Annotated in this window: 18 protein-coding genes; 4 read left to right on the top strand and 14 right to left on the bottom strand. The window is 39.1% G+C overall.

The annotated features are described in order from the left end of the window. The first annotated feature begins 22 nt into the window (after positions 1 to 22). A complete protein-coding gene (locus MHB40_RS03670) occupies positions 23 to 931 on the top strand; it encodes a hypothetical protein (RefSeq protein WP_342533954.1) in 909 nt (302 codons plus the stop codon). A gap of 92 nt (positions 932 to 1023) precedes the next feature. On the opposite strand, the gene MHB40_RS03665 is transcribed toward MHB40_RS03670, so the two are convergent. Together MHB40_RS03665 and MHB40_RS03660 are read right to left on the bottom strand one after the other, a co-directional pair. Further along, the gene (locus MHB40_RS03665) at positions 1024 to 1662 is read right to left on the bottom strand and encodes a TVP38/TMEM64 family protein (protein WP_081977475.1); all 639 of its coding nucleotides are present in this window, start codon (positions 1660 to 1662) and stop codon (positions 1024 to 1026) included. 11 nt (positions 1663 to 1673) lie between these two features. Beyond that, entirely contained in the window at positions 1674 to 2225 is a 552-nt protein-coding gene (locus MHB40_RS03660) for an XRE family transcriptional regulator (RefSeq protein ID WP_048392043.1), read from the bottom strand. 124 nt (positions 2226 to 2349) lie between these two features. On the opposite strand from MHB40_RS03660, the gene MHB40_RS03655 reads away from it, so the two are divergent. Beyond that, positions 2350 to 3084, top strand: a complete 735-nt coding sequence (locus MHB40_RS03655; RefSeq protein ID WP_342442493.1) for an AzlC family ABC transporter permease — start codon at positions 2350 to 2352, stop codon at positions 3082 to 3084. Beyond that, positions 3081 to 3407 (top strand): AzlD domain-containing protein, encoded by a 327-nt coding sequence (locus MHB40_RS03650; protein WP_205441334.1) that lies wholly within the window; start codon positions 3081 to 3083, stop codon positions 3405 to 3407. Before MHB40_RS03655 ends, MHB40_RS03650 begins: the two co-directional genes overlap by 4 nt. A gap of 33 nt (positions 3408 to 3440) precedes the next feature. On the opposite strand, the gene MHB40_RS03645 is transcribed toward MHB40_RS03650, so the two are convergent. From MHB40_RS03645 to MHB40_RS03625, 5 genes are all read right to left on the bottom strand, one after another. Next, the gene (locus MHB40_RS03645) at positions 3441 to 3662 is read right to left on the bottom strand and encodes a DUF2198 family protein (protein ID WP_016991517.1); all 222 of its coding nucleotides are present in this window, start codon (positions 3660 to 3662) and stop codon (positions 3441 to 3443) included. Beyond that, positions 3662 to 4843 (bottom strand): PDZ domain-containing protein, encoded by a 1182-nt coding sequence (locus MHB40_RS03640; RefSeq protein WP_342442492.1) that lies wholly within the window; start codon positions 4841 to 4843, stop codon positions 3662 to 3664. The genes MHB40_RS03645 and MHB40_RS03640 overlap by 1 nt, the downstream gene beginning before the upstream one ends. 122 nt (positions 4844 to 4965) lie before the next feature. After that, positions 4966 to 6408, bottom strand: a complete 1443-nt coding sequence (locus MHB40_RS03635; protein ID WP_342442491.1) for a S41 family peptidase — start codon at positions 6406 to 6408, stop codon at positions 4966 to 4968. Between the two features lie 518 nt (positions 6409 to 6926). Then, positions 6927 to 7514, bottom strand: a complete 588-nt coding sequence (locus MHB40_RS03630) for a redoxin domain-containing protein (RefSeq protein ID WP_205441328.1) — start codon at positions 7512 to 7514, stop codon at positions 6927 to 6929. Continuing rightward, positions 7511 to 8143, bottom strand: a complete 633-nt coding sequence (locus MHB40_RS03625; RefSeq protein WP_342442490.1) for a hypothetical protein — start codon at positions 8141 to 8143, stop codon at positions 7511 to 7513. The genes MHB40_RS03630 and MHB40_RS03625 overlap by 4 nt, the downstream gene beginning before the upstream one ends. Before the next feature lie 204 nt (positions 8144 to 8347). Between MHB40_RS03625 and MHB40_RS03620 the strand changes: the two genes are divergently transcribed. After that, a complete protein-coding gene (locus tag MHB40_RS03620; RefSeq protein ID WP_342442489.1) occupies positions 8348 to 8773 on the top strand; it encodes a hypothetical protein in 426 nt (141 codons plus the stop codon). A 27-nt stretch (positions 8774 to 8800) separates the two neighbouring features. Here the strand turns inward: MHB40_RS03620 and MHB40_RS03615 are convergent, their stop codons facing one another. From MHB40_RS03615 to uvrB, 7 genes are all read right to left on the bottom strand, one after another. Beyond that, positions 8801 to 10111, bottom strand: a complete 1311-nt coding sequence (locus tag MHB40_RS03615; protein WP_342442488.1) for a peptidoglycan DD-metalloendopeptidase family protein — start codon at positions 10109 to 10111, stop codon at positions 8801 to 8803. Positions 10112 to 10165: 54 nt separating this feature from the next. Continuing rightward, the gene (ftsX, locus tag MHB40_RS03610; protein WP_342442487.1) at positions 10166 to 11050 is read right to left on the bottom strand and encodes a permease-like cell division protein FtsX; all 885 of its coding nucleotides are present in this window, start codon (positions 11048 to 11050) and stop codon (positions 10166 to 10168) included. Beyond that, positions 11040 to 11726 carry a cell division ATP-binding protein FtsE gene (gene ftsE / locus MHB40_RS03605; protein WP_205441319.1) on the bottom strand — a complete coding sequence of 229 codons (687 nt, stop codon included), beginning with the start codon at positions 11724 to 11726 and terminating at the stop codon, positions 11040 to 11042. Before ftsE ends, ftsX begins: the two co-directional genes overlap by 11 nt. 247 nt (positions 11727 to 11973) lie before the next feature. Beyond that, positions 11974 to 13161: a DUF4097 family beta strand repeat-containing protein gene (locus tag MHB40_RS03600; RefSeq protein ID WP_205441317.1), complete on the bottom strand. Its 1188-nt coding sequence runs from the start codon at positions 13159 to 13161 to the stop codon at positions 11974 to 11976. Between the two features lie 141 nt (positions 13162 to 13302). Then, complete coding sequence (locus MHB40_RS03595; protein WP_342533953.1) at positions 13303 to 13611, bottom strand: hypothetical protein; 309 nt, start codon at positions 13609 to 13611, stop codon at positions 13303 to 13305. A 35-nt stretch (positions 13612 to 13646) separates the two neighbouring features. Next, complete coding sequence (uvrA, locus tag MHB40_RS03590) at positions 13647 to 16514, bottom strand: excinuclease ABC subunit UvrA (protein ID WP_342533952.1); 2868 nt, start codon at positions 16512 to 16514, stop codon at positions 13647 to 13649. 7 nt (positions 16515 to 16521) lie between these two features. Continuing rightward, positions 16522 to 18501, bottom strand: coding sequence for an excinuclease ABC subunit UvrB (gene uvrB, locus MHB40_RS03585; RefSeq protein ID WP_342533951.1), 1980 nt, complete (start codon positions 18499 to 18501; stop codon positions 16522 to 16524). Between the last annotated feature and the right edge of the window lie 170 nt (positions 18502 to 18671).

Raw genomic sequence — 18671 nt, 5'->3', positions numbered from 1 at the left:
CATTGATCACTTCTCGCTTATTTTGGAGCGGTTTCTCTATACAATTGAGCACTTCTCACCTATTTTAGAGCGGCTACTTCATCAAATTGATCACTTCTCGCTTAACTTGGAGCGGCTTCTCCATACTATTGATCACTTCTCACCTATTTTGGAGCGGCTTCTCCATCTCATTGATCACTTCTCGCTTAATTTGGAGCGGCTTCTCCACTTCATTGATCACTTCTCTCCTATTTTGGAGCGGCTTCACTACTTCATTGATCACTTCTCACCTATTTTGGAGCGGTTTCTCCATCTCATTGATCACTTCTCGCCTATTTTAGAGCGGCTACTTCATCAAATTGATCACTTCTCGCTTAATTTGGAGCGGCTTCTCTATACTATTGAGCACTTCTCACCTATTTTGGAGCGGCTTCTCCATACTATTGATCACTTCTCGCTTAATTTAGAGCGGCTTCTCCATACTATTGATCACTTCACTCCTATTTTGGAGTGGCTTCTCCACTTCATTGAGCACTTCTCGCTTAATTTGGAGCGGCTTCTCTATACCATTGATCACTTCTCATTGATTTTGGAGCGGTTTCTCTATACAATTGAGCACTTCTCACCTATTTTGGAGCGGCTTCTCCATACTATTGATCACTTCTCGCTTAATTTAGAGCGGCTTCTCCATACTATTGATCACTTCTCACCTATTTTGGAGCAGCTACTTCATCAAATTGATCACTTCTCGCTTAATTTGGAGCGGCTTCTCTATACAATTGATCACTTCTCATTGATTTTGGAGCGGCTTCTCCATACAATTGATCACTTCTCACCTATTTTGGAGCGGCTCCTTCATAAAATTGATCACTTCTCACCTATTTTGGAGCAGTCCCCCAGCCCTCTAAAACAACATAAATCATCTATCTTAAATTCTATCGAAAAAAACTAGTAAATACTATCTATCAACCTTCATCTACCTATAAAAAGGTTACACAAAAAAGCAGCCTCTTCAGACAATGAAAGAGGCTACAGATAATTTACTTAACTGGCATGGTGGTCCTGCTTTTTCGTCAAATTTCGCGCTTGCTTTAAATCTCTTTCTACACGGGCATTCAAACGCTTCTCTATCAACTTACCGACCCACCACAAAATAACAATGGCAACAGCTGCAATTATTAATCTGACTGGGCTTGTCAAGAGCGATTTTAAATCATAGCCCAATACACTCATGCCTAAAATCATGACAAACTTTCCTGCCAGTAAAACGATTAAATAAAACTTTTTATGGATATGTGACAACCCCGCTACAATATTGACAATAACAGATGGTGTAAAAGGGAAACAGAGGAGGACAAAAAGAGGGCTGATGCCATTCATATCCACCCATTTAATAAGCTTCTGTACTTTTTTACTACCTGTTAAAAATTGTAGCCTTGGATGCTTGCCAAAATGTCGTACAAGTAAGAAAACCGCATAGGAGCCAGCTACAGAGCCTAACCAAGATAATAAAAATCCTAACCATAAGCCAAATGCACTTGCATTCGCCACAACGAATACGACTAAAGGTAGGAATGGTAAAAATGCCTCTAAAAATGGTAGCAGTAAACCAATGATTGGGCCAAATGTTCGATACTGTGCCGCAACCTGTTCAATATTTTCTACAGTAAACCATTCACTCAACTTCGACACCTCTATTTATACTGTAAAATTAAATGAAAAATTGTTAGCCCTTCTGAAGTATTGCGATATTCATGGGGCTGATGCCCTGAGAATACTAGTGTATCCCCTTCATCCAGTAATTCATGCATGTCTCCGGCAGAAATAACTGCTTGTCCTTTGATGACCATTACAGTTTCCTCTACCCCTTCTGTATGGGCTTCACTCCTACTCACTGCTCCTGGCTCCATTTCAACCTTATAAAACTCCCAGCCTCGCTCTGGATTATAGGGAATAATGGAGTAGACACGATAGCGTCCCTCATCTTCATCGACATGTGGTACATCTTTACTGCTATAACGCATGTAATGAGCAGTTGGCGGCTGTAATAATGAAGAGAACGACATACGCATACCAGCAGCGATTTTCCAAATTGTTGAAACAGTCGGATTGGCCTCACCTTTTTCAATTTGTGCAAGCTGTGCTTTACTGACGCCAGTCGCTTTGGCCACATCATCGAGACTTAAATGACGTTGCTGTCTAATTTTCTTTAATTGAAATGCTAAATTTCGACTCATTTGTTCCATTTTTACTCACCAATTTCTATTGTTTATTTTATCAGACATATGTATACTTTAATAAACATCAAGAACTATCAAACAATTCCATCAATAGTATACATGGAAATTATCAAGAAAGGATGACCTATTTATGACAAGTACAACAGAGCTTCATCATGATGATACAACAAGCTCTTCCAACGACAGTTTTTTACAAGGCGTGAAAGATTGCGTACCTACATTACTCGGTTATATTAGTATAGGACTTGCATTTGGGGTTGTAGGTTCCGCTTCAGGGTTGTCTGTCCTTGAAATTGCACTATTAACGATACTGATTTACGCAGGCTCTGCACAATTTATTTTTTGTGCACTGCTTTTAACAAGTAGTCCTGCCTCTGCTATCATTGTAACCATTTTTGTGGTGAATCTACGCCATTTATTAATGAGTTTAACATTAGCCCCTCATTTTACGCGCTACTCTATGCTTAGAAATGTTGGATTCGGTACATTATTAACGGATGAAACCTTTGGTGTAGCTGTAACAAAGCAAATGCAAACAGGTAAATTATACGGTAAATGGATGGATGGGTTAAACTTAACAGCCTACATCTTCTGGATCCTTTCTTGTGTTACGGGTGCCTTTTTAGGACAGTGGGTAGCAAATCCTGAAAAATGGGGTTTAGATTTTGCCTTAATTGCCATGTTTGTTGCACTTTTAGTTTTGCAATTGAGCAGTGTTGGCAAAAGTAAAATCATGCATTATATCAAGTTAATCGGCTATATGGCGGTTATTATGTACGGTCTTTCTTATATAGTCCCTTCCCATGTGGCTGTGCTACTGGCAACCGTGATTGTCGCAACAATTGGGGTGGTGACAGATAAATGACGACAACTTCTTATATGGTCTGGCTTATAATCGGCTGTGCACTTGTAACATGGCTACCGCGTGTCATTCCATTTATCTTTGTACGCAGTGTAACACTCCCTGATGTTGTACTCAAATGGCTTAGTTTTATTCCTGTTTGTATATTAAGTGCTCTTGTCATTGAAAATTTAATAGATACTGAAAGTGGCAAAATAGTAACGCTTGATTGGCCAGTCTTTGTTACATTTGTTCCCACTCTAATTATTGCCCTTGTCACAAAAAGTTTATCCATTACAGTAGTTGCAGGCGTAATCATTATGGCAGCAGTACGATTTTTCATGTAAAAAGGTCAGTCCCATTGCTTGGACTGACCATTCTTATTTATTCATTTTACTTGCTAACCAAAAGCCTACCGTTAATGAAAACGCGTCGATTACAAAAATAATAGGTGGGGATGTATAGCCTGCATATACAGAGGCGGCGATTAGTGCAATGGCTAATAACAATGCAACATAGCGATTATACGTAATTCTAGTGAATAATAACACCAGTATGGCTGGTATAAATAACGCTAACATCATTTTCCCAAAAACGTCCATTATACTTCCCTCGGCTCCGCAAGTAATAACCCAATACGGTAATGATCATTGCTATAAATCACATGCTGCGTTAAACGTAATTCATTGTTTCGGTCTAAAACCTCTAAACGACAATGAGCTGCATTTAATTGCAGCGCCTCATATAATTCATTTTCTGTAAAAATGGACACACCATTTACTTTGCGTATACATTCCCCTGCCAGTAAACCCATTTTCTCTGCAGGTGAATCAGGAAGAACCGCTGCGATAATAGCACCTTTCGTACTTGGCGCAACCGCATAATGATCTGTTTTGTCCTGCTGTGCAAAGTAAATAGCAATGATGATTCGGATAATTGCACCAACAGCAAGTGTGATGAAACCAATCAATGGTTCAAAATATGCAGCCAGTCCTCCTACTAAAATAAGCTGTCCTAGTAAAAAGACAGGTCGCCCAATTTTAGCATACGTTAATGCTGGTAATTCCTTTCTAGTCAGCTTTGCAAAGCCAATGACAAGAGGAAATAACACGAGTGCAAAGCTACTATGACCTATCGTAAACTGTGGCCAGTACGGGAATATAGCTGAAATAGCATCACCTGGAATGACAAAGAAAATAGGTAATACCCATACATTTCTTGAACGATAGACAATTGCCTGCATACCTCGCTTCGTTTTCTCAATGCAAGGTGTTGTAACCTTCATCGCCACACGTCGAATTAATAGTCCTTCTGCAATGACACAAAGGCCCGCAAGAATGGTAATTGTAACAATGGCGCCATCCTCTAAATTGACACCAGCTAATGAAATTTTCCACCAAGAAAAGGTCCAATTGTAGTAGGACATTCCCCATATGGCCAGTGTGGCAATGCCCATTGTCACAATAGGTGACATTGCGTTCATGACATATAAGACAAGTGCTACTATAGAAACTGCTGTTAAAATGATTAAAAATTCTTTTGGTACAGTAAGCCCTGCTCCAATACCGATAAGAGAAATAATTAGTGCATAGAGCCACCCATCTTTCCATTGTCCGATTAACTCCGTCCAGCCCCAAATAATTCGTCTATTAAAGTATTTACGCTCCTGTTTTACACGACGATAACCTAACATAATAGCAAATATTATGACTATATACAGTAATGGGTTGAGTAAAAAGCGGCCAATCGCTGTTACAATTTCTAATAAAATCTCACTAACCATACGAACACCCGCCATTTCTATCTTGAATACTATGAATTTATTGTATCAAACGACTACACGCTTGCGTAGTACAAACTCATAGAAAGCTTTAGATTATGGTATTTTTGTTCTTTCAGCCAGTTTTATTGTTCAATTGTGTGCAGTAAAAAACTAGTGGCCATTTGAAATTGCTGGTCATTTTGACGATCGGTTTTAAAGTCTTTTAACGTTTCATTTAAACTATTAAAGAAAGTTGTATCCATATAAAATTCATCTTCTGCTAGCTTTAATTTTTTCTGTTTGCGATAAAGGTTCACAGCCTCTGCGGTTGTTTCATCCAAATAGCCATCTAAACGATCTATTTGATAGCCTAGTTTCTGTAAGGCATTTTGTGAATAGGAAATCTCCTCACTCATATCACCCACTTTAAACTTACCTGTTAGTGGATGAAGTTGAAAAGCAAATAATTCATTTTGCTCAATCATTAAACTTGCTTCAATGCCCTGCCCATGAATCCATTCGCGTTTTGGTGTTAGCCATTTATTGGTTGATAATTTAAGTTCACCACCGTTGGAAAGCTCCCAAGATTCTTGTACAGTCCCTTTTCCAAAGCTTTTAACCCCAACAAGTGAAGCGCGTCCCCAGCCTTTTAAAGCACCGCTTAATACTTCACTAGCAGATGCACTACCTTGATTTTGTAACACCACAATGGGAATTTTATTCATCGTTTCTATATATTTTTCATCGAAGCCTTTTGTTTGTGTTTTTAATGGTTCCATAGCACCTTCCGCATTTTGCATATATGCAAATACTTTGCCATTGTCCAATACTGTGCTCAGTAGCGCTGCGACGCTATGTAAATAACCACCTGGATTATCCCGTACATCGATCACAATTCCTTCCACATCTTTACGAAGCAATTTACTCGTTTCTGCTACCCATTCATTGGCCGTTTTTTCACCGAATAATGAGATTACCACATAGCCAATGTCTGTATCCTCTACCTTCACAACTTCACTAGTAACCGTTTTATTAGAAATTGCTGCGCGCTCCATCGTCATCTTAATATGCTTATCTTCACTTGGACGATAGACAACAATGGTTACTTTCGTTCCCTTTTCACCTTGAATTAAATGCATTAATTCACTCATCGTTTTTCCATCTATTCGTACCCCATCAACTTGTACAATTTCATCGAGTGAACGCATGCCTGCTTTCTCTGCTGGTGATGAACGAACAGGTGACACAACGATAAACTTCCCTTTATTTTCCGTTAGTTCAATACCTATGCCTACTCGTTCCTCAGCCAACATTTGCCGATGTTGCTCAGCCTCTTCCTTGGAGTAATACGTGCTATAAGGATCTTTAATGGCATCAGCCATACCACGAAGAGCCCCCTCCACCAATGCATCCTTTTTTGTACTGTATACTGATTTTTCTTCAATAATTGTCATAGCCTCACCAATAGTATCAACCTCCGTAACAGGCTCCTTTTTATCGCCAATATTAAACCAATCAAAGTAAATACCACTCCCCACCACCAAACTACTAAGTAGGACTCCGACACCGGCTGTTAATTTGCGCAAATCTTCCCTCCTCCGTCTCTTTTACTGTATGACTCTATTTTTTCAAACATACAAAATTACCTTTCAAATTTATGAAGAGAGAATATTGCATATTACTCACGCATGTTGTTGTTGATTCGAGGGTATTCACCTTGCTTCCGCGGGTATTCATCCTTGCTCCGCGGATATTCACCTTGCTCCGCGAGTATCCATCCTTGCTCCGCGGGTATTCATCCTTGCTCCGCGGGTATTCATCCTTGCTCCGCGGGTATTCATCCTTGCTCCGCGGGTATTCACCTTGCTTCCGCGGGTATTCACCTTGCTTCCGCGGGTATTCATCCTTGCTTCCGCGGGTATTCATCCTTGCTTCCGCGGGTATTCATCCTTGCTTCCGCGGGTATTCATCCTTGCTTCCGCGGGTATTCATCCTTGCTTCCGCGGGTATTCATCCTTGCTTCCGCGGGTATTCACCTTAGCTTCATGTAAAATAAAAAAACCTGCTCGTTTCTACTATAGAAAACGAGCAGATTTTTTATGAATCAATCTAGTGCATCTACATAATCATTTAACATATCCACGTCCATTGGTCCTCTGATTGCACGTTGGATATAGCCGTTGGAATCAATAAAATAAGTGGTTGGAATCGTGATGACTTGATAATTTAAGCCAGCCTCATTGTCTGGGTCCAATAAGATGGGAAACGTGAGCTCAAAGCTATCTCTAAATGTCATCACAGTGTCCACTTTAGCATCGGCGGTCACATCACGTTCGGCATCTGTTAAATTGACCGCTATGATTTCAACGTTTTTTTCTTTAGCATATTCATCGTAGAAGCTTTGCATATGCGGCATCTCAGCCTTACAAGGTGGGCACCATGTAGCCCAGAAATTTAGTACAACTTTTTTTCCACGCAAATCACTTAATGTGATATCTTCCCCGTCTAAGCTTGTTAAAGTAAAATCAGGCGGGATATCTCCTTTTCTTAAGCCCGTCTCTAGCTCCTCCATATCCTTACCAAGAGCTGATTTTTCAATGGCACGTTCTTCGTCAATTTGTTGTTTTACATATGTACCAATCATCGCAACCACTAATAGCACAACAATCAGTAGCCCAATATTTTTTTTCATTCTTTACCTCCCACATTGATTCGTTCATGCTGAATGGTTAATCCCAAACAAAGTAGTATTACACTAACAGCCACAGCTGTTTGCCATATACCAAGTGGCTGTAAGATAGCCACTATTAAATAGCTAACTGTATAGAGGAATAAAGCTTGTTTCATCGCTGCTAATTTCCATAATATGAAGAGCGTGACTACACTTAGCACAACTAATGTTATAACTTCACTCGTTGTGTTATTGTCATTGAGTAGCACAACAAGCATTTGATAAATGGATTGCGTTAAAATAATGGCCCAGCTACAGGCTGTCATATCTTCTCCCTCAAGCTGTAGCCTATTTCTCCTTCTCCATATTTGCAAGGATGCTACGATGACGCCAAGATAAACACCAATTGTTCCGCCATTAAAATAAAACACCGTAATTGGATTGCTTACAACAGTCTTGAAATCAGTTACAAGCAAGCTCAGCTTCCAAACAATGATAAACGTAAAAATGGCATCACTATATAGCTCAGACCACTTTTTAGAAAATTGTAGGCGCAAGATAAGCCATACAATAAAAAAGGTAATGAGTAAAGCGACTGCGGTAGCTGGTAAAGTTAATGTTCGGATCGAGTACCACTCTGTATTTATCACCCCAACGAAACCTCCTCCGAAAGCATAGCATAGAACCTTTTTAAAATTAGAATATTTCACACTGTTTTAAGAAAATCTTCAGAAATAACAACAATTAAAATACCCCACTATGTATATAATCATCATAACATCAAACAGAATCTTATAATAGCAATGAAACTTTTATTGGAATATTTCGTAAAATGATAAAAAGGGGGAGGAATTATGCTTTCAAAGCGACTTATACTATGGATCGCCGCTATTTTTCTCGGCATAAGTATACTGATGCTGTATACAGAATATCGAACGAAGAATTTGCTACATGATTTTTTACCTAATAAAGATCTTGAAGAAATATTAAATAAAATGACGATATGGGAAGTGGACAATGGTACCAATAAAACCTTAGCCATTATCAATCGTGGCGATCCACGATTAGATGAAATGCGTTTAGCCTTGAACTCTTGGGAAGTAAAAAGAACCTTATTAAATAACAAACAAGCTGATGTTGTCTATCAATTGGATATTACTTATTATGACCATACATTAAAAATACTGTTCATCCAAAATGGCTTATTGGCTATTGATGGGCAAACCTATAAGCTGGTGAATGGTGAAACACTAGATAAAATATTAAAAGCTATACACTAGAAAACGCTAGTGTATAGCTTTTTATTTTTACAATGGAATATATTTCAGTGGATTAACGCTGCCGACTGCTTGTCCTTTCCAAGCACCAATATGCACTTCAAAGTGTAAGTGTGGACCAGTAGAGCGACCTGTACTACCCATCGCTGCTATTTGATCACCTTGTGATACTTCTTGTCCTACACTAACATTAAACGCACTTAAATGTGCATAAACAGTTGTATAAATTTGTCCATCGATAGAATGCGTCAGAATGACAACATTACCATACGAACTAAGTGGTGCAGCGTAAGAAACAACGCCATCTGCTGCTGCCCATATTGGTGTTCCTGTTGCATTTGCAAGGTCAACACCATAATGGAATTCAGGGCCAGCACCAAGATTTCGCCAACCATATGGTGATGTTAAGCGACCATTCGTCGGTTTAATCCAAGTCCCATTTGATTGAGGCGCATGGACTGTACCACCAGATGATCCGCCACCATTGTTGGCAGCAGCTGCTGCCGCGGCCGCCGCTGCGGCTGCTTTACGTTTCGCCTCTTGCTGACGAGCAATTTCAGCCAAACGATTTTGTTCAGCAATAATTTGATCTTGTAATTCCTGACTTACTTCCAAAGCTTCTGAGTACTCTTTTTCAAGTAATACCTTTTCTGTTTTCAGTTTTTCTTGCTCTTTTTCTAATTGGTCGACTAGTTTATTTTTTTCAGCTTTTTGGCTATCTAAAGATGCTTTTAATCGTTCAAGCTCAGCTTTTTTGTCTTCCAAGTTTTTACGTTTTTCTTCGATAATTTGCTTTTGCTCTTCTAATTTTTGTTTATCATCTTTTTGATCTTGGATAATTTGTCGATCTGCTTCCAATAATGCATTAACTGCAGAGAAACGATCAATAAAGTCTACAAAACTATTAGAGCCAAGCAATACATCCAAATAACTAACAGAGCCTCCTGCTTGAATTGCTCGTGCGCGTTCTTGTAACAATAAATCGCGCTCCTCAATTTTATGCAAAAGCTCTTCGATAGACGCTTCTAACTTTTTTATTTCCTCATTTGTTGCCCGAATATCTGCTTGTACCTTTTTAATATTACTATTGGTTTTGTCGATTTCAGCGTTCAATGCTTGAATTTGATCTAAGATTTTTTGTTGCTTTTCTTGATTAGCTGTAATGGCATTTGATTTATTGCTGATAGATGAATTTAACTGGTTCTTCTTTGTTTCAACTTGTTTCTTTTCTTCTTTTAAATCCGATAAACTTGTTGCATATGCTGATGGAGTTTGGATAAAAAGAATTAGAGCAGACGCTGCTGCAAGTGTTTTCAATGTTTTTTTCGCCTTACTTTTCACCGATTGAACTCCCCTTCGACTATTCTTTTTCTTTTTCACAAATATCCGTTGTGACTAAATTTTTAAAAACTTACGAACTGACATGAAGCTTCCCCAAATACCAATAAGTACACCAATAAGTAACAGAAGACCGCTTACCTGATACACAAGTGGAGAAAAATCTAGTAATTGAATAAGCTCACCTTGTAAACGTGGTGCAATAATTTTATATATATTGTGGTAAATGGTTGTGACAACCGCAATCGGAATAATTGAACCTAAAATTCCGAGCCACATACCTTCTAATAAGAATGGGATACGCACGAATGAATTCGTAGCCCCTACAAGTTTCATAATTTCTATTTCATCACGACGAGCAATAATCGTTATACGGATAGTATTCGAAATTAAGAAAATCGCTGTAAATAATAACCCTAAAATAAGTACGATTCCTACATTACGACTAATATTTAAGAAGTTAAATAGTTTTTCAACTTTTCCTTCGCCATACATCACGTCATATGTATACTCATATTTATCAATGGCTTTCGCAACTTTTGCTGTTTGCTGTGGATCAGCAGCTTTTACATAAATTACATTACGTAAAGGGTTACTTTGTTCAAATAGTTTAAAATCATCACCGAAGTCTTTTACTAGCTTGGTTAACTCGTCTTCCTTAGTGGAATAAGTCATCTCGGAGACACCAGGCAATTTTTTGACTTTTTCAATGAGTGCTTTTTCTGCAGCTTCATCTGCTGTCTCATCAATTAACACTTTAATTTCGACATCGTTTTCTAAATCCGTTGCTACTTTATTTAAATTCATCATAATAAGCGCAAAAACGCCTACTAGTATGAGCGTAACGGTTACGGCACTGACGGACGCAATGGTCATCCAGCTATTTCGACCAAGTGATTTAATACTTTCACGGAAGTGGCGCTTTACTGTACTAAATTTCATAGCCGTAATCACCTCCGTGTTCATCACGGACAATTAAGCCACCTTCAATTGCGATTACACGACGACGAATCGTATTCACAATTTCACGGTTGTGGGTCGCCATTACAATGGTTGTCCCACGTGCATTAATTTCCTCAAATAAATTCATGATTTCCCATGATGTTTCAGGATCAAGGTTCCCTGTAGGTTCGTCAGCAATCACCACTTTGGGAACATTGACGATCGAACGAGCAATCGATACCCGTTGCTGCTCTCCGCCTGAAAGCTCATTTGGAAACATTCTTGCTTTATGCTTCAATCCAACTAGTTCTAACACTTCCATAACCCGACGTCGGATTTCATCTGGCTTTTCCTCAATTACTTCAAGCGCAAACGCTACGTTCTCATAAACGTTCAAACGAGGTAGTAATTTGAAATCTTGGAAAACTACGCCAAGTTGACGACGCAAAAAAGGGACCTTCTTATTTTTTAAAGTTGCTAAATCAATACCATTGACAATGATTTGTCCTGATGTTGCCTTTTCTTCACGGTACATCAATTTAATAAAAGTAGATTTACCTGCCCCACTTGGACCGACTACATACACAAATTCGCCTTGCTTTATATTAACGGAAATACCATTTGTCGCAACAACACCGTTTGGGTATTTCTTTGTCACATTTTTCATTTCTATCATGATTAAACCACCTAAAACTCTCATCTATGTAAGAGGTATTTCTTTTACTATTATAGCACTCTATTTCTGTTTTTTTATTACAGTTTCATTTCAATCCGTGGCAGTTCCTTCTATTTCGTTCTTTCCTTGCCATTATCCTTAAGAAAATGACAAAAATAAAAACAAGATTCGCCTATATATGCAAGGTCGAATCCTGTTTGATAAGAAAAAAGCACTCAAGCCTAAATTAGCTTGAATGCTTCTCCTGTTAAATTTGTTGTTCATCCGTTGTTGTGTAACGCACTAAAACGGCACCTGTTTTCGATTCACCTTCGATAAATAGGCGATTCGCATTTTCTACTTCTTTGTCAAAACGGACTACTTTGGATAAGAATTGATCTTGTGACTCCATTTTGGAAACATCCTGAATACCCACATCCACTTTTCCAAAATTTGTTACCACTTTGCCGCTCAATGAAATTGTTCGCGGGACATATAATTCCACAGCTCCAGCAACTGTCTGAGCTTTAATTTTAGAGGAGTTTGTCGAGCATGTTGTTACGACTACATGTCCATTGACTGACTTAGCTTCAACTTCATCCAGAGCACCATCCAAATAAACACGTCCATTCAATGTTTCAGCCTCTAAATCCTTACCTCGAACATTCGTTAATTCAATGGAACCATTAGAAGAATCCACTTCCGCTTTCCCGAAATTAAACTTCGTTCCTTTAATGGCACCGTTTAACGTTTTTACTTTTAATTCTTCAAATGCTGTATCCTGTAATGAAACACTACCGTTCATTAGACGCACAGATAATTTTTCAAGTTTATCCTTAGGTACTAACACCTTCACATTGACTTGAACAAGCTTTAATTGGCTCAAAATACGAAGAGATTGCGCTTCCTCTTTCACAACAAATTGCTCTAAAAAGTGATTGCGTGTTTCTTCTTCACTATCGTTCATCAAAGGTGCCTTTACCTTGCAGATCACTTGAATAGTGTCGCCTTCACCAGATTCCAATGAGAAGTTACCATTTGGTAATTCAACGATAATATTGTCTACATCGGCTGCAGCAACTTCTTCTGTATGTGTAAACTCAATTTTATCTCCAAATGGAGAAGCTACATCAAATTCCTTCACTTTTTTAACAGCTGTATTCATCATATCCATAAAAAGAGAACCGATTTGCGTTAAATCCTTACGAAAATCTTGCATTTCATCTTGGAAGTATTTCATAAAATCATCTTTTTTCTTGTCACCATCTTTTTGTTTTTCTTCAAATAGTGACTCTTTTTCAGTTGAAAAGGATTGCGTCTCTTTCGACACATCATTCATAACATGTTGAGTAGACTTGCCAGGTTGCTCTAATGCTTCTAATAATGTAATCGCCTCTTGTGCCGAAATTGTTCCTTTTTCTACAAGTTCTAAAATACGTTGACGTTCATTTTGCATAAATAAATAGCCTCCCTCAGTTCGTTATACTATTTATACGATTCATCATGTGAAAAGTTTCACTGCAAAATTGAATAAATTGGGTCTTTTCAATACAAAATCATCGGGCTTTTACCTATTACAAATTATATCACTCGTTTATTAGATCGGTTTTTCTTTGAATAGAGCGGAGGCCGCACTTTTTGGATCACTTCTGAACTCTGTTTGAGCGGGTTCTTCTCCTTTTAGATCACTTCCGGCCTCTGTTGGAGCGGGAACCTCACTTTTTAGATCACTTCCGACCTCTGTTTGAGCGGGGTCCTCACATTTTAGATCACTTCCGGCCTCTGTTTGAGCGGGGTCCTCACTTTTTAGATCACTTCTGACCCCTGTTTGAGCGGATTCCTCGCATTTTGGATCATCTTTCAATCTGGATTGAGCGGCTTTCTCCACTTGAAGATCACCTTTCAATCCAGATCAATCATTTCCATTCGATTGTAAATCCATTAAGATTTAGAAGCTTCTGCTAGCAATGCATCCATTCTCATACGATCTCGTTCCAGAATTGGTTTTAAGTATTTTCCTGTGTAGGAGCCAGCAACTTCTACTACCTCTTCAGGTGTACCAGTTGCAACGATTGTGCCACCTTTGTCTCCACCTTCTGGACCTAAGTCGATGATATAATCAGCTGTTTTAATCACATCTAAGTTATGCTCAATAACTAACACAGAATCACCGTTTTCAACAAGACGCTGTAACACGACAAGTAATCGAGCAATATCATCGGCATGTAATCCTGTCGTTGGTTCATCCAAAATATAGAACGATTTCCCTGTAGAACGTCGATGTAATTCAGAGGCTAGTTTTACACGCTGTGCCTCCCCACCCGATAAGGTTGTCGCTGGTTGTCCTAATTTCATATAGCCCAAGCCCACATCGACAATCGTTTGTAGCTTACGTTGGATCTTTGGAATATTTTCAAAGAACACTACTGCATTTTCAATCGTCATATCGAGAATATCAGCAATACTCTTATCTTTATACTTCACTTCAAGTGTTTCACGGTTATAACGTTTGCCGTGACATACTTCACATGGTACATAAACATCTGGAAGGAAATGCATTTCAATTTTAATAATGCCATCCCCACGACATGCTTCACAGCGACCGCCCTTGACATTGAAGCTAAAGCGTCCTTTTTTATAGCCTCGTACCTTGGCTTCATTTGTTGCCGCAAAAACATCACGAATATCATCAAAAACACCTGTATATGTTGCTGGGTTTGAACGAGGTGTACGCCCAATTGGTGATTGGTCAATATCGATTACTTTTTCAAGCTCATCAATGCCCGTCACTTCTTTATGCTCGCCAGGCTTGACCTTTGAACGATTCAACTTCTGTGCCAATGATTTATATAAAATTTCATTAATCAAAGTAGATTTCCCTGAGCCAGACACCCCTGTCACTGCAACAAATAAGCCAAGTGGAACATCTACTTTGACATTACGTAAATTATTTTCCTTAGCACCTTTAATGGAGAGCTTTCGCCCATTTGGTTGGCGTCTTTCAATTGGCAATGGAATAAACTTTCTACCGCTTAAATATTGTCCTGTTAAGGATTTTTCATTATTCATAACTTCCTGTGGTGTACCGGCTGCCACAATTTGACCGCCATGGACACCTGCTCCAGGTCCTACATCGATAAGATAATCGGCAGCAAGCATTGTATCTTCATCGTGCTCTACGACAATCAACGTATTCCCAATATCACGCATATTTTGTAACGTGCTAATCAGACGATCATTATCCCGTTGATGCAAACCAATCGAAGGCTCATCTAAAATATAAAGGACCCCCGTTAATCGTGAACCAATTTGCGTAGCAAGACGAATACGTTGCGCTTCCCCACCAGATAATGTACCTGCTGCACGACTCAATGTTAAATAGTCTAAACCAACATTAACAAGGAAGCCCAATCGTTCTTCAATTTCTCGTAAAACCAATCGTGCTATTTGCATATCCTTTTCAGTGAGATCAAGCTCTTTGAAGAATGTGTCCGCTTCCTGAATCGAATATTGTGTAACCTCACCAATATGCTTATCGGCTACTTTCACTGCTAACGTTTCAGGCTTTAAACGATAACCTTTACATGAAGGACAAGCTTGCTGTGCCATGTATTTTTCCATTTGCTCACGAACATAATCGGATGTAGTCTCTTTAAAACGTCGCTCAACATTGCGCACAACACCTTCAAATTCAATCATTTGATCTCGCACATTACCAAATTCATTTTCATAATGGAAATGTATTTTGTCTTTCCCAGAGCCATATAAAACCTTATCCATCTTTTCCTTTGGCAAATCCTTCACAGGTACATCCATTGGGATATCATAATGATCACATACAGCTTTCAGCAATTGTGGATAGTACTGCGAGCTAGTTGGTTCCCATGGTGCAATGGCATGCTCTAATAAGGAACGATCCCAATCAGGCACCACTAAATCTAAATCCACCTCTTGCGTTGAACCTAAGCCATCACAGCTTGGACAAGCACCAAATGGACTATTAAATGAAAACATACGAGGCTCTAACTCACCTATAGAAAATCCACATAATGGGCAGGCATGATGCTCACTAAATAGTAACTCTTCATGTTCCATCACATCGACAAGCACACGTCCATCTGCCAGACGCAAAGCCGTTTCTAACGAATCACTCAGACGAGCAGCAATCCCTTCCTTCATGACAACACGGTCCACCACTACTTCGATTGAATGCTTTTTATTTTTATCAAGTTCGATAGCATCATCTAAATCACGTAATTCCCCATCAATTCGGACACGAACAAAACCCTGCTTTTTTAAATCTTCTAGCAATTTAACATGGGTTCCCTTACGTCCAGAAACCATTGGTGCAAGAAGTTGCATTTTTGTTCTCTCTGGATAAGTTAATAAACGATCCACCATTTGCTCAATCGTTTGGGAAGTGATTTCTATGCCATGATTTGGACAAATCGGTTTACCAATGCGTGCATAAAGTAAACGTAAGTAGTCATAGATCTCCGTTACCGTACCTACAGTAGATCGTGGGTTACGACTTGTCGTTTTTTGGTCAATGGAAATAGCAGGAGATAAACCTTCTATGGCATCAACATCTGGCTTATCCATTTGCCCAAGAAATTGGCGGGCATAGGCGGAAAGGGACTCAACATAACGACGTTGGCCCTCCGCATAAATTGTGTCAAATGCTAGAGAAGACTTTCCTGAGCCTGATAAACCAGTTAATACGACCAATTGGTCACGTGGAATTGTGACATTGATATTTTTTAAATTATGAGCACGTGCGCCTTGCACGACAATTTCAGTATTTTTCACAAGTCATTCACCCTTCTACCTTCAATTCAAATATTGTATCTCGCAACTCAGCCGCACGTTCAAAATCAAGCGCTTTTGCTGCTTCCTTCATTTCTACTTCTAGGGAAGCTAAGAGCTGTTCTCTTTCCGCCTTTGTTAGCTTTTTGCCTTTTGTTGCCTTTGTTACATAGGATTCCTCTTCTTCTGCTACTTGTGTTGCACGAATGACATCTGGGATTTTCTTAATGATCGTTTGTGGTGTTATGCCATGCTCCTCGTTATAAGCCATTTGTAACGCACGGCGACGTTTCGTTTCATCAATCGCCTTTTTCATCGAGTCTGTTACATGATCTGCATACATAATGACATGACCATTCGCATTACGAGCAGCACGACCAATCGTTTGAATCAATGAACGCTCTGAACGTAAAAACCCTTCTTTATCAGCATCTAAAATTGCAACAAGGGACACCTCAGGAATATCAAGACCTTCACGCAATAGATTAATACCAATTAGTACGTCATACGTTCCTTTTCGTAGTTCACGGATAATCTCTATACGTTCTAGTGTTTTAATTTCTGAATGTAAGTATTCGACTTTTAAGCCCATTTCCTTCAAGTAGGCCGATAAATCCTCAGACATTTTCTTCGTTAACGTTGTCACTAAAACCCGTTCATTTTGTGCAATTCGATCTTGAATTTCATCGATTAAATTATCGATTTGCCCTTCAATAGGTCGCACCTCAATTAACGGATCCAATAATCCAGTAGGTCGAATAATTTGCTCAACCATTTCGGGTGTGTGCTCCAGCTCATACGGACCTGGTGTGGCTGATACATAAATGGCTTGATGCACTCTTTTTTCGTATTCTTCAAAGCGTAGTGGACGGTTATCAAGTGCTGATGGCAAACGGAAACCATGTTCTACGAGTACACCTTTACGTGCTTGGTCACCATTGTACATGCCACGAACCTGAGGCAGTGTGACGTGACTTTCATCGACTACAAGCAAAAAGTCATCTGGGAAATAATCTAGCAATGTATATGGAGTGGCACCTGCTCCACGCAATGTTAAATGACGTGAATAGTTTTCAATCCCTGAGCAAAAGCCCATTTCACGCATCATTTCTAAATCATAACGTGTACGTTGTTCTAAACGCTGTGCCTCTAGTAATTTATCTTCTGATCGTAATAATGCAAGTCGTTCCTCTAATTCTTGTTCAATGTTTTCAATTGCTTTACGCATTTTTTCTTCTCGTGTAACGAAGTGGGATGCTGGGAAAATAGCAACATGCTCTCGATCCGATAAAATTTCTCCCGTAAGTGCATCTACCTCACGAATGCGATCAATTTCATCACCGAAAAATTCCACGCGAATACAATGCTCATCACGAGAGGCTGGGAAGATTTCCACTACATCTCCACGTACCCGAAATGTTCCGCGTGTAAAACTAATATCATTTCGCTCATACTGAACGTCTACAAGTTTGCGCAGTAGCTGATTACGTTCTATTTCCATACCTGTGCGAATGGAAACAACCATTTCTCGATATTCTTCAGGGGAACCTAAACCATAAATGCAGGACACAGATGCAATAATAATGACATCCTCACGCTCAAACAATGCAGAAGTAGCAGAGTGACGCAGCTTATCAATTTCATCGTTAATGCTAGAATCTTTTTCTATATAGGTATCTGTCTGCGGTACATAAGCTTCTGGTTGGTAGTAATCATAGTAGCTGACAAAGTATTCAACAGCGTTATTTGGGAAGAACTCTTTAAATTCACTATATAACTGGCCAGCTAACGTTTTATTGTGTGCCATGATTAGTGTTGGTTTTTTAACCTGCTGGATGACATTAGAAATGGTAAACGTTTTACCTGTTCCCGTAGCACCAAGTAATGTTTGATGACGTTTGCCTGCATTCACACCCTCCACTAATTCCGCAATGGCCTGTGGCTGATCCCCATTAGGCTGATATGGCGCTTGTAAATCAAATGTTTGCACTCATGTCCCCGTCCTTTCCTTCCAATTTGTACATATATTTTAGCATAGCAATATTAAAATTTCGAACATTTAACGAACGAATGTTTGTAATTTTTTTTTCATCTCTAAAATTCTTAATAAATAACGATACGGCCAATTTAACTTGTCACTCTTATAATAGCCGTTTTATC

The sequence above is a fragment of the Lysinibacillus sp. FSL K6-0057 genome, from assembly GCF_038630885.1.
GTDB classification, from domain to species: domain Bacteria; phylum Bacillota; class Bacilli; order Bacillales_A; family Planococcaceae; genus Lysinibacillus; species Lysinibacillus fusiformis_F.
This window is presented reverse-complemented; position numbering and strand designations above follow the sequence as displayed.

Coding starts and splice junctions, on each gene's coding strand:
- MHB40_RS03640 (WP_342442492.1), bottom strand. CDS start 4,843: ATGGTTAGTGAGATTTTATTAGAAATTGTAACAGCGATTGGCCGCTTT.
- MHB40_RS03645 (WP_016991517.1), bottom strand. CDS start 3,662: ATGGACGTTTTTGGGAAAATGATGTTAGCGTTATTTATACCAGCCATA.
- MHB40_RS03650 (WP_205441334.1), top strand. CDS start 3,081: ATGACGACAACTTCTTATATGGTCTGGCTTATAATCGGCTGTGCACTT.
- ftsX (WP_342442487.1), bottom strand. CDS start 11,050: ATGAAATTTAGTACAGTAAAGCGCCACTTCCGTGAAAGTATTAAATCA.
- ftsE (WP_205441319.1), bottom strand. CDS start 11,726: ATGATAGAAATGAAAAATGTGACAAAGAAATACCCAAACGGTGTTGTT.
- MHB40_RS03655 (WP_342442493.1), top strand. CDS start 2,350: ATGACAAGTACAACAGAGCTTCATCATGATGATACAACAAGCTCTTCC.
- MHB40_RS03660 (WP_048392043.1), bottom strand. CDS start 2,225: ATGGAACAAATGAGTCGAAATTTAGCATTTCAATTAAAGAAAATTAGA.
- MHB40_RS03630 (WP_205441328.1), bottom strand. CDS start 7,514: ATGAAAAAAAATATTGGGCTACTGATTGTTGTGCTATTAGTGGTTGCG.
- MHB40_RS03620 (WP_342442489.1), top strand. CDS start 8,348: ATGCTTTCAAAGCGACTTATACTATGGATCGCCGCTATTTTTCTCGGC.
- MHB40_RS03600 (WP_205441317.1), bottom strand. CDS start 13,161: ATGCAAAATGAACGTCAACGTATTTTAGAACTTGTAGAAAAAGGAACA.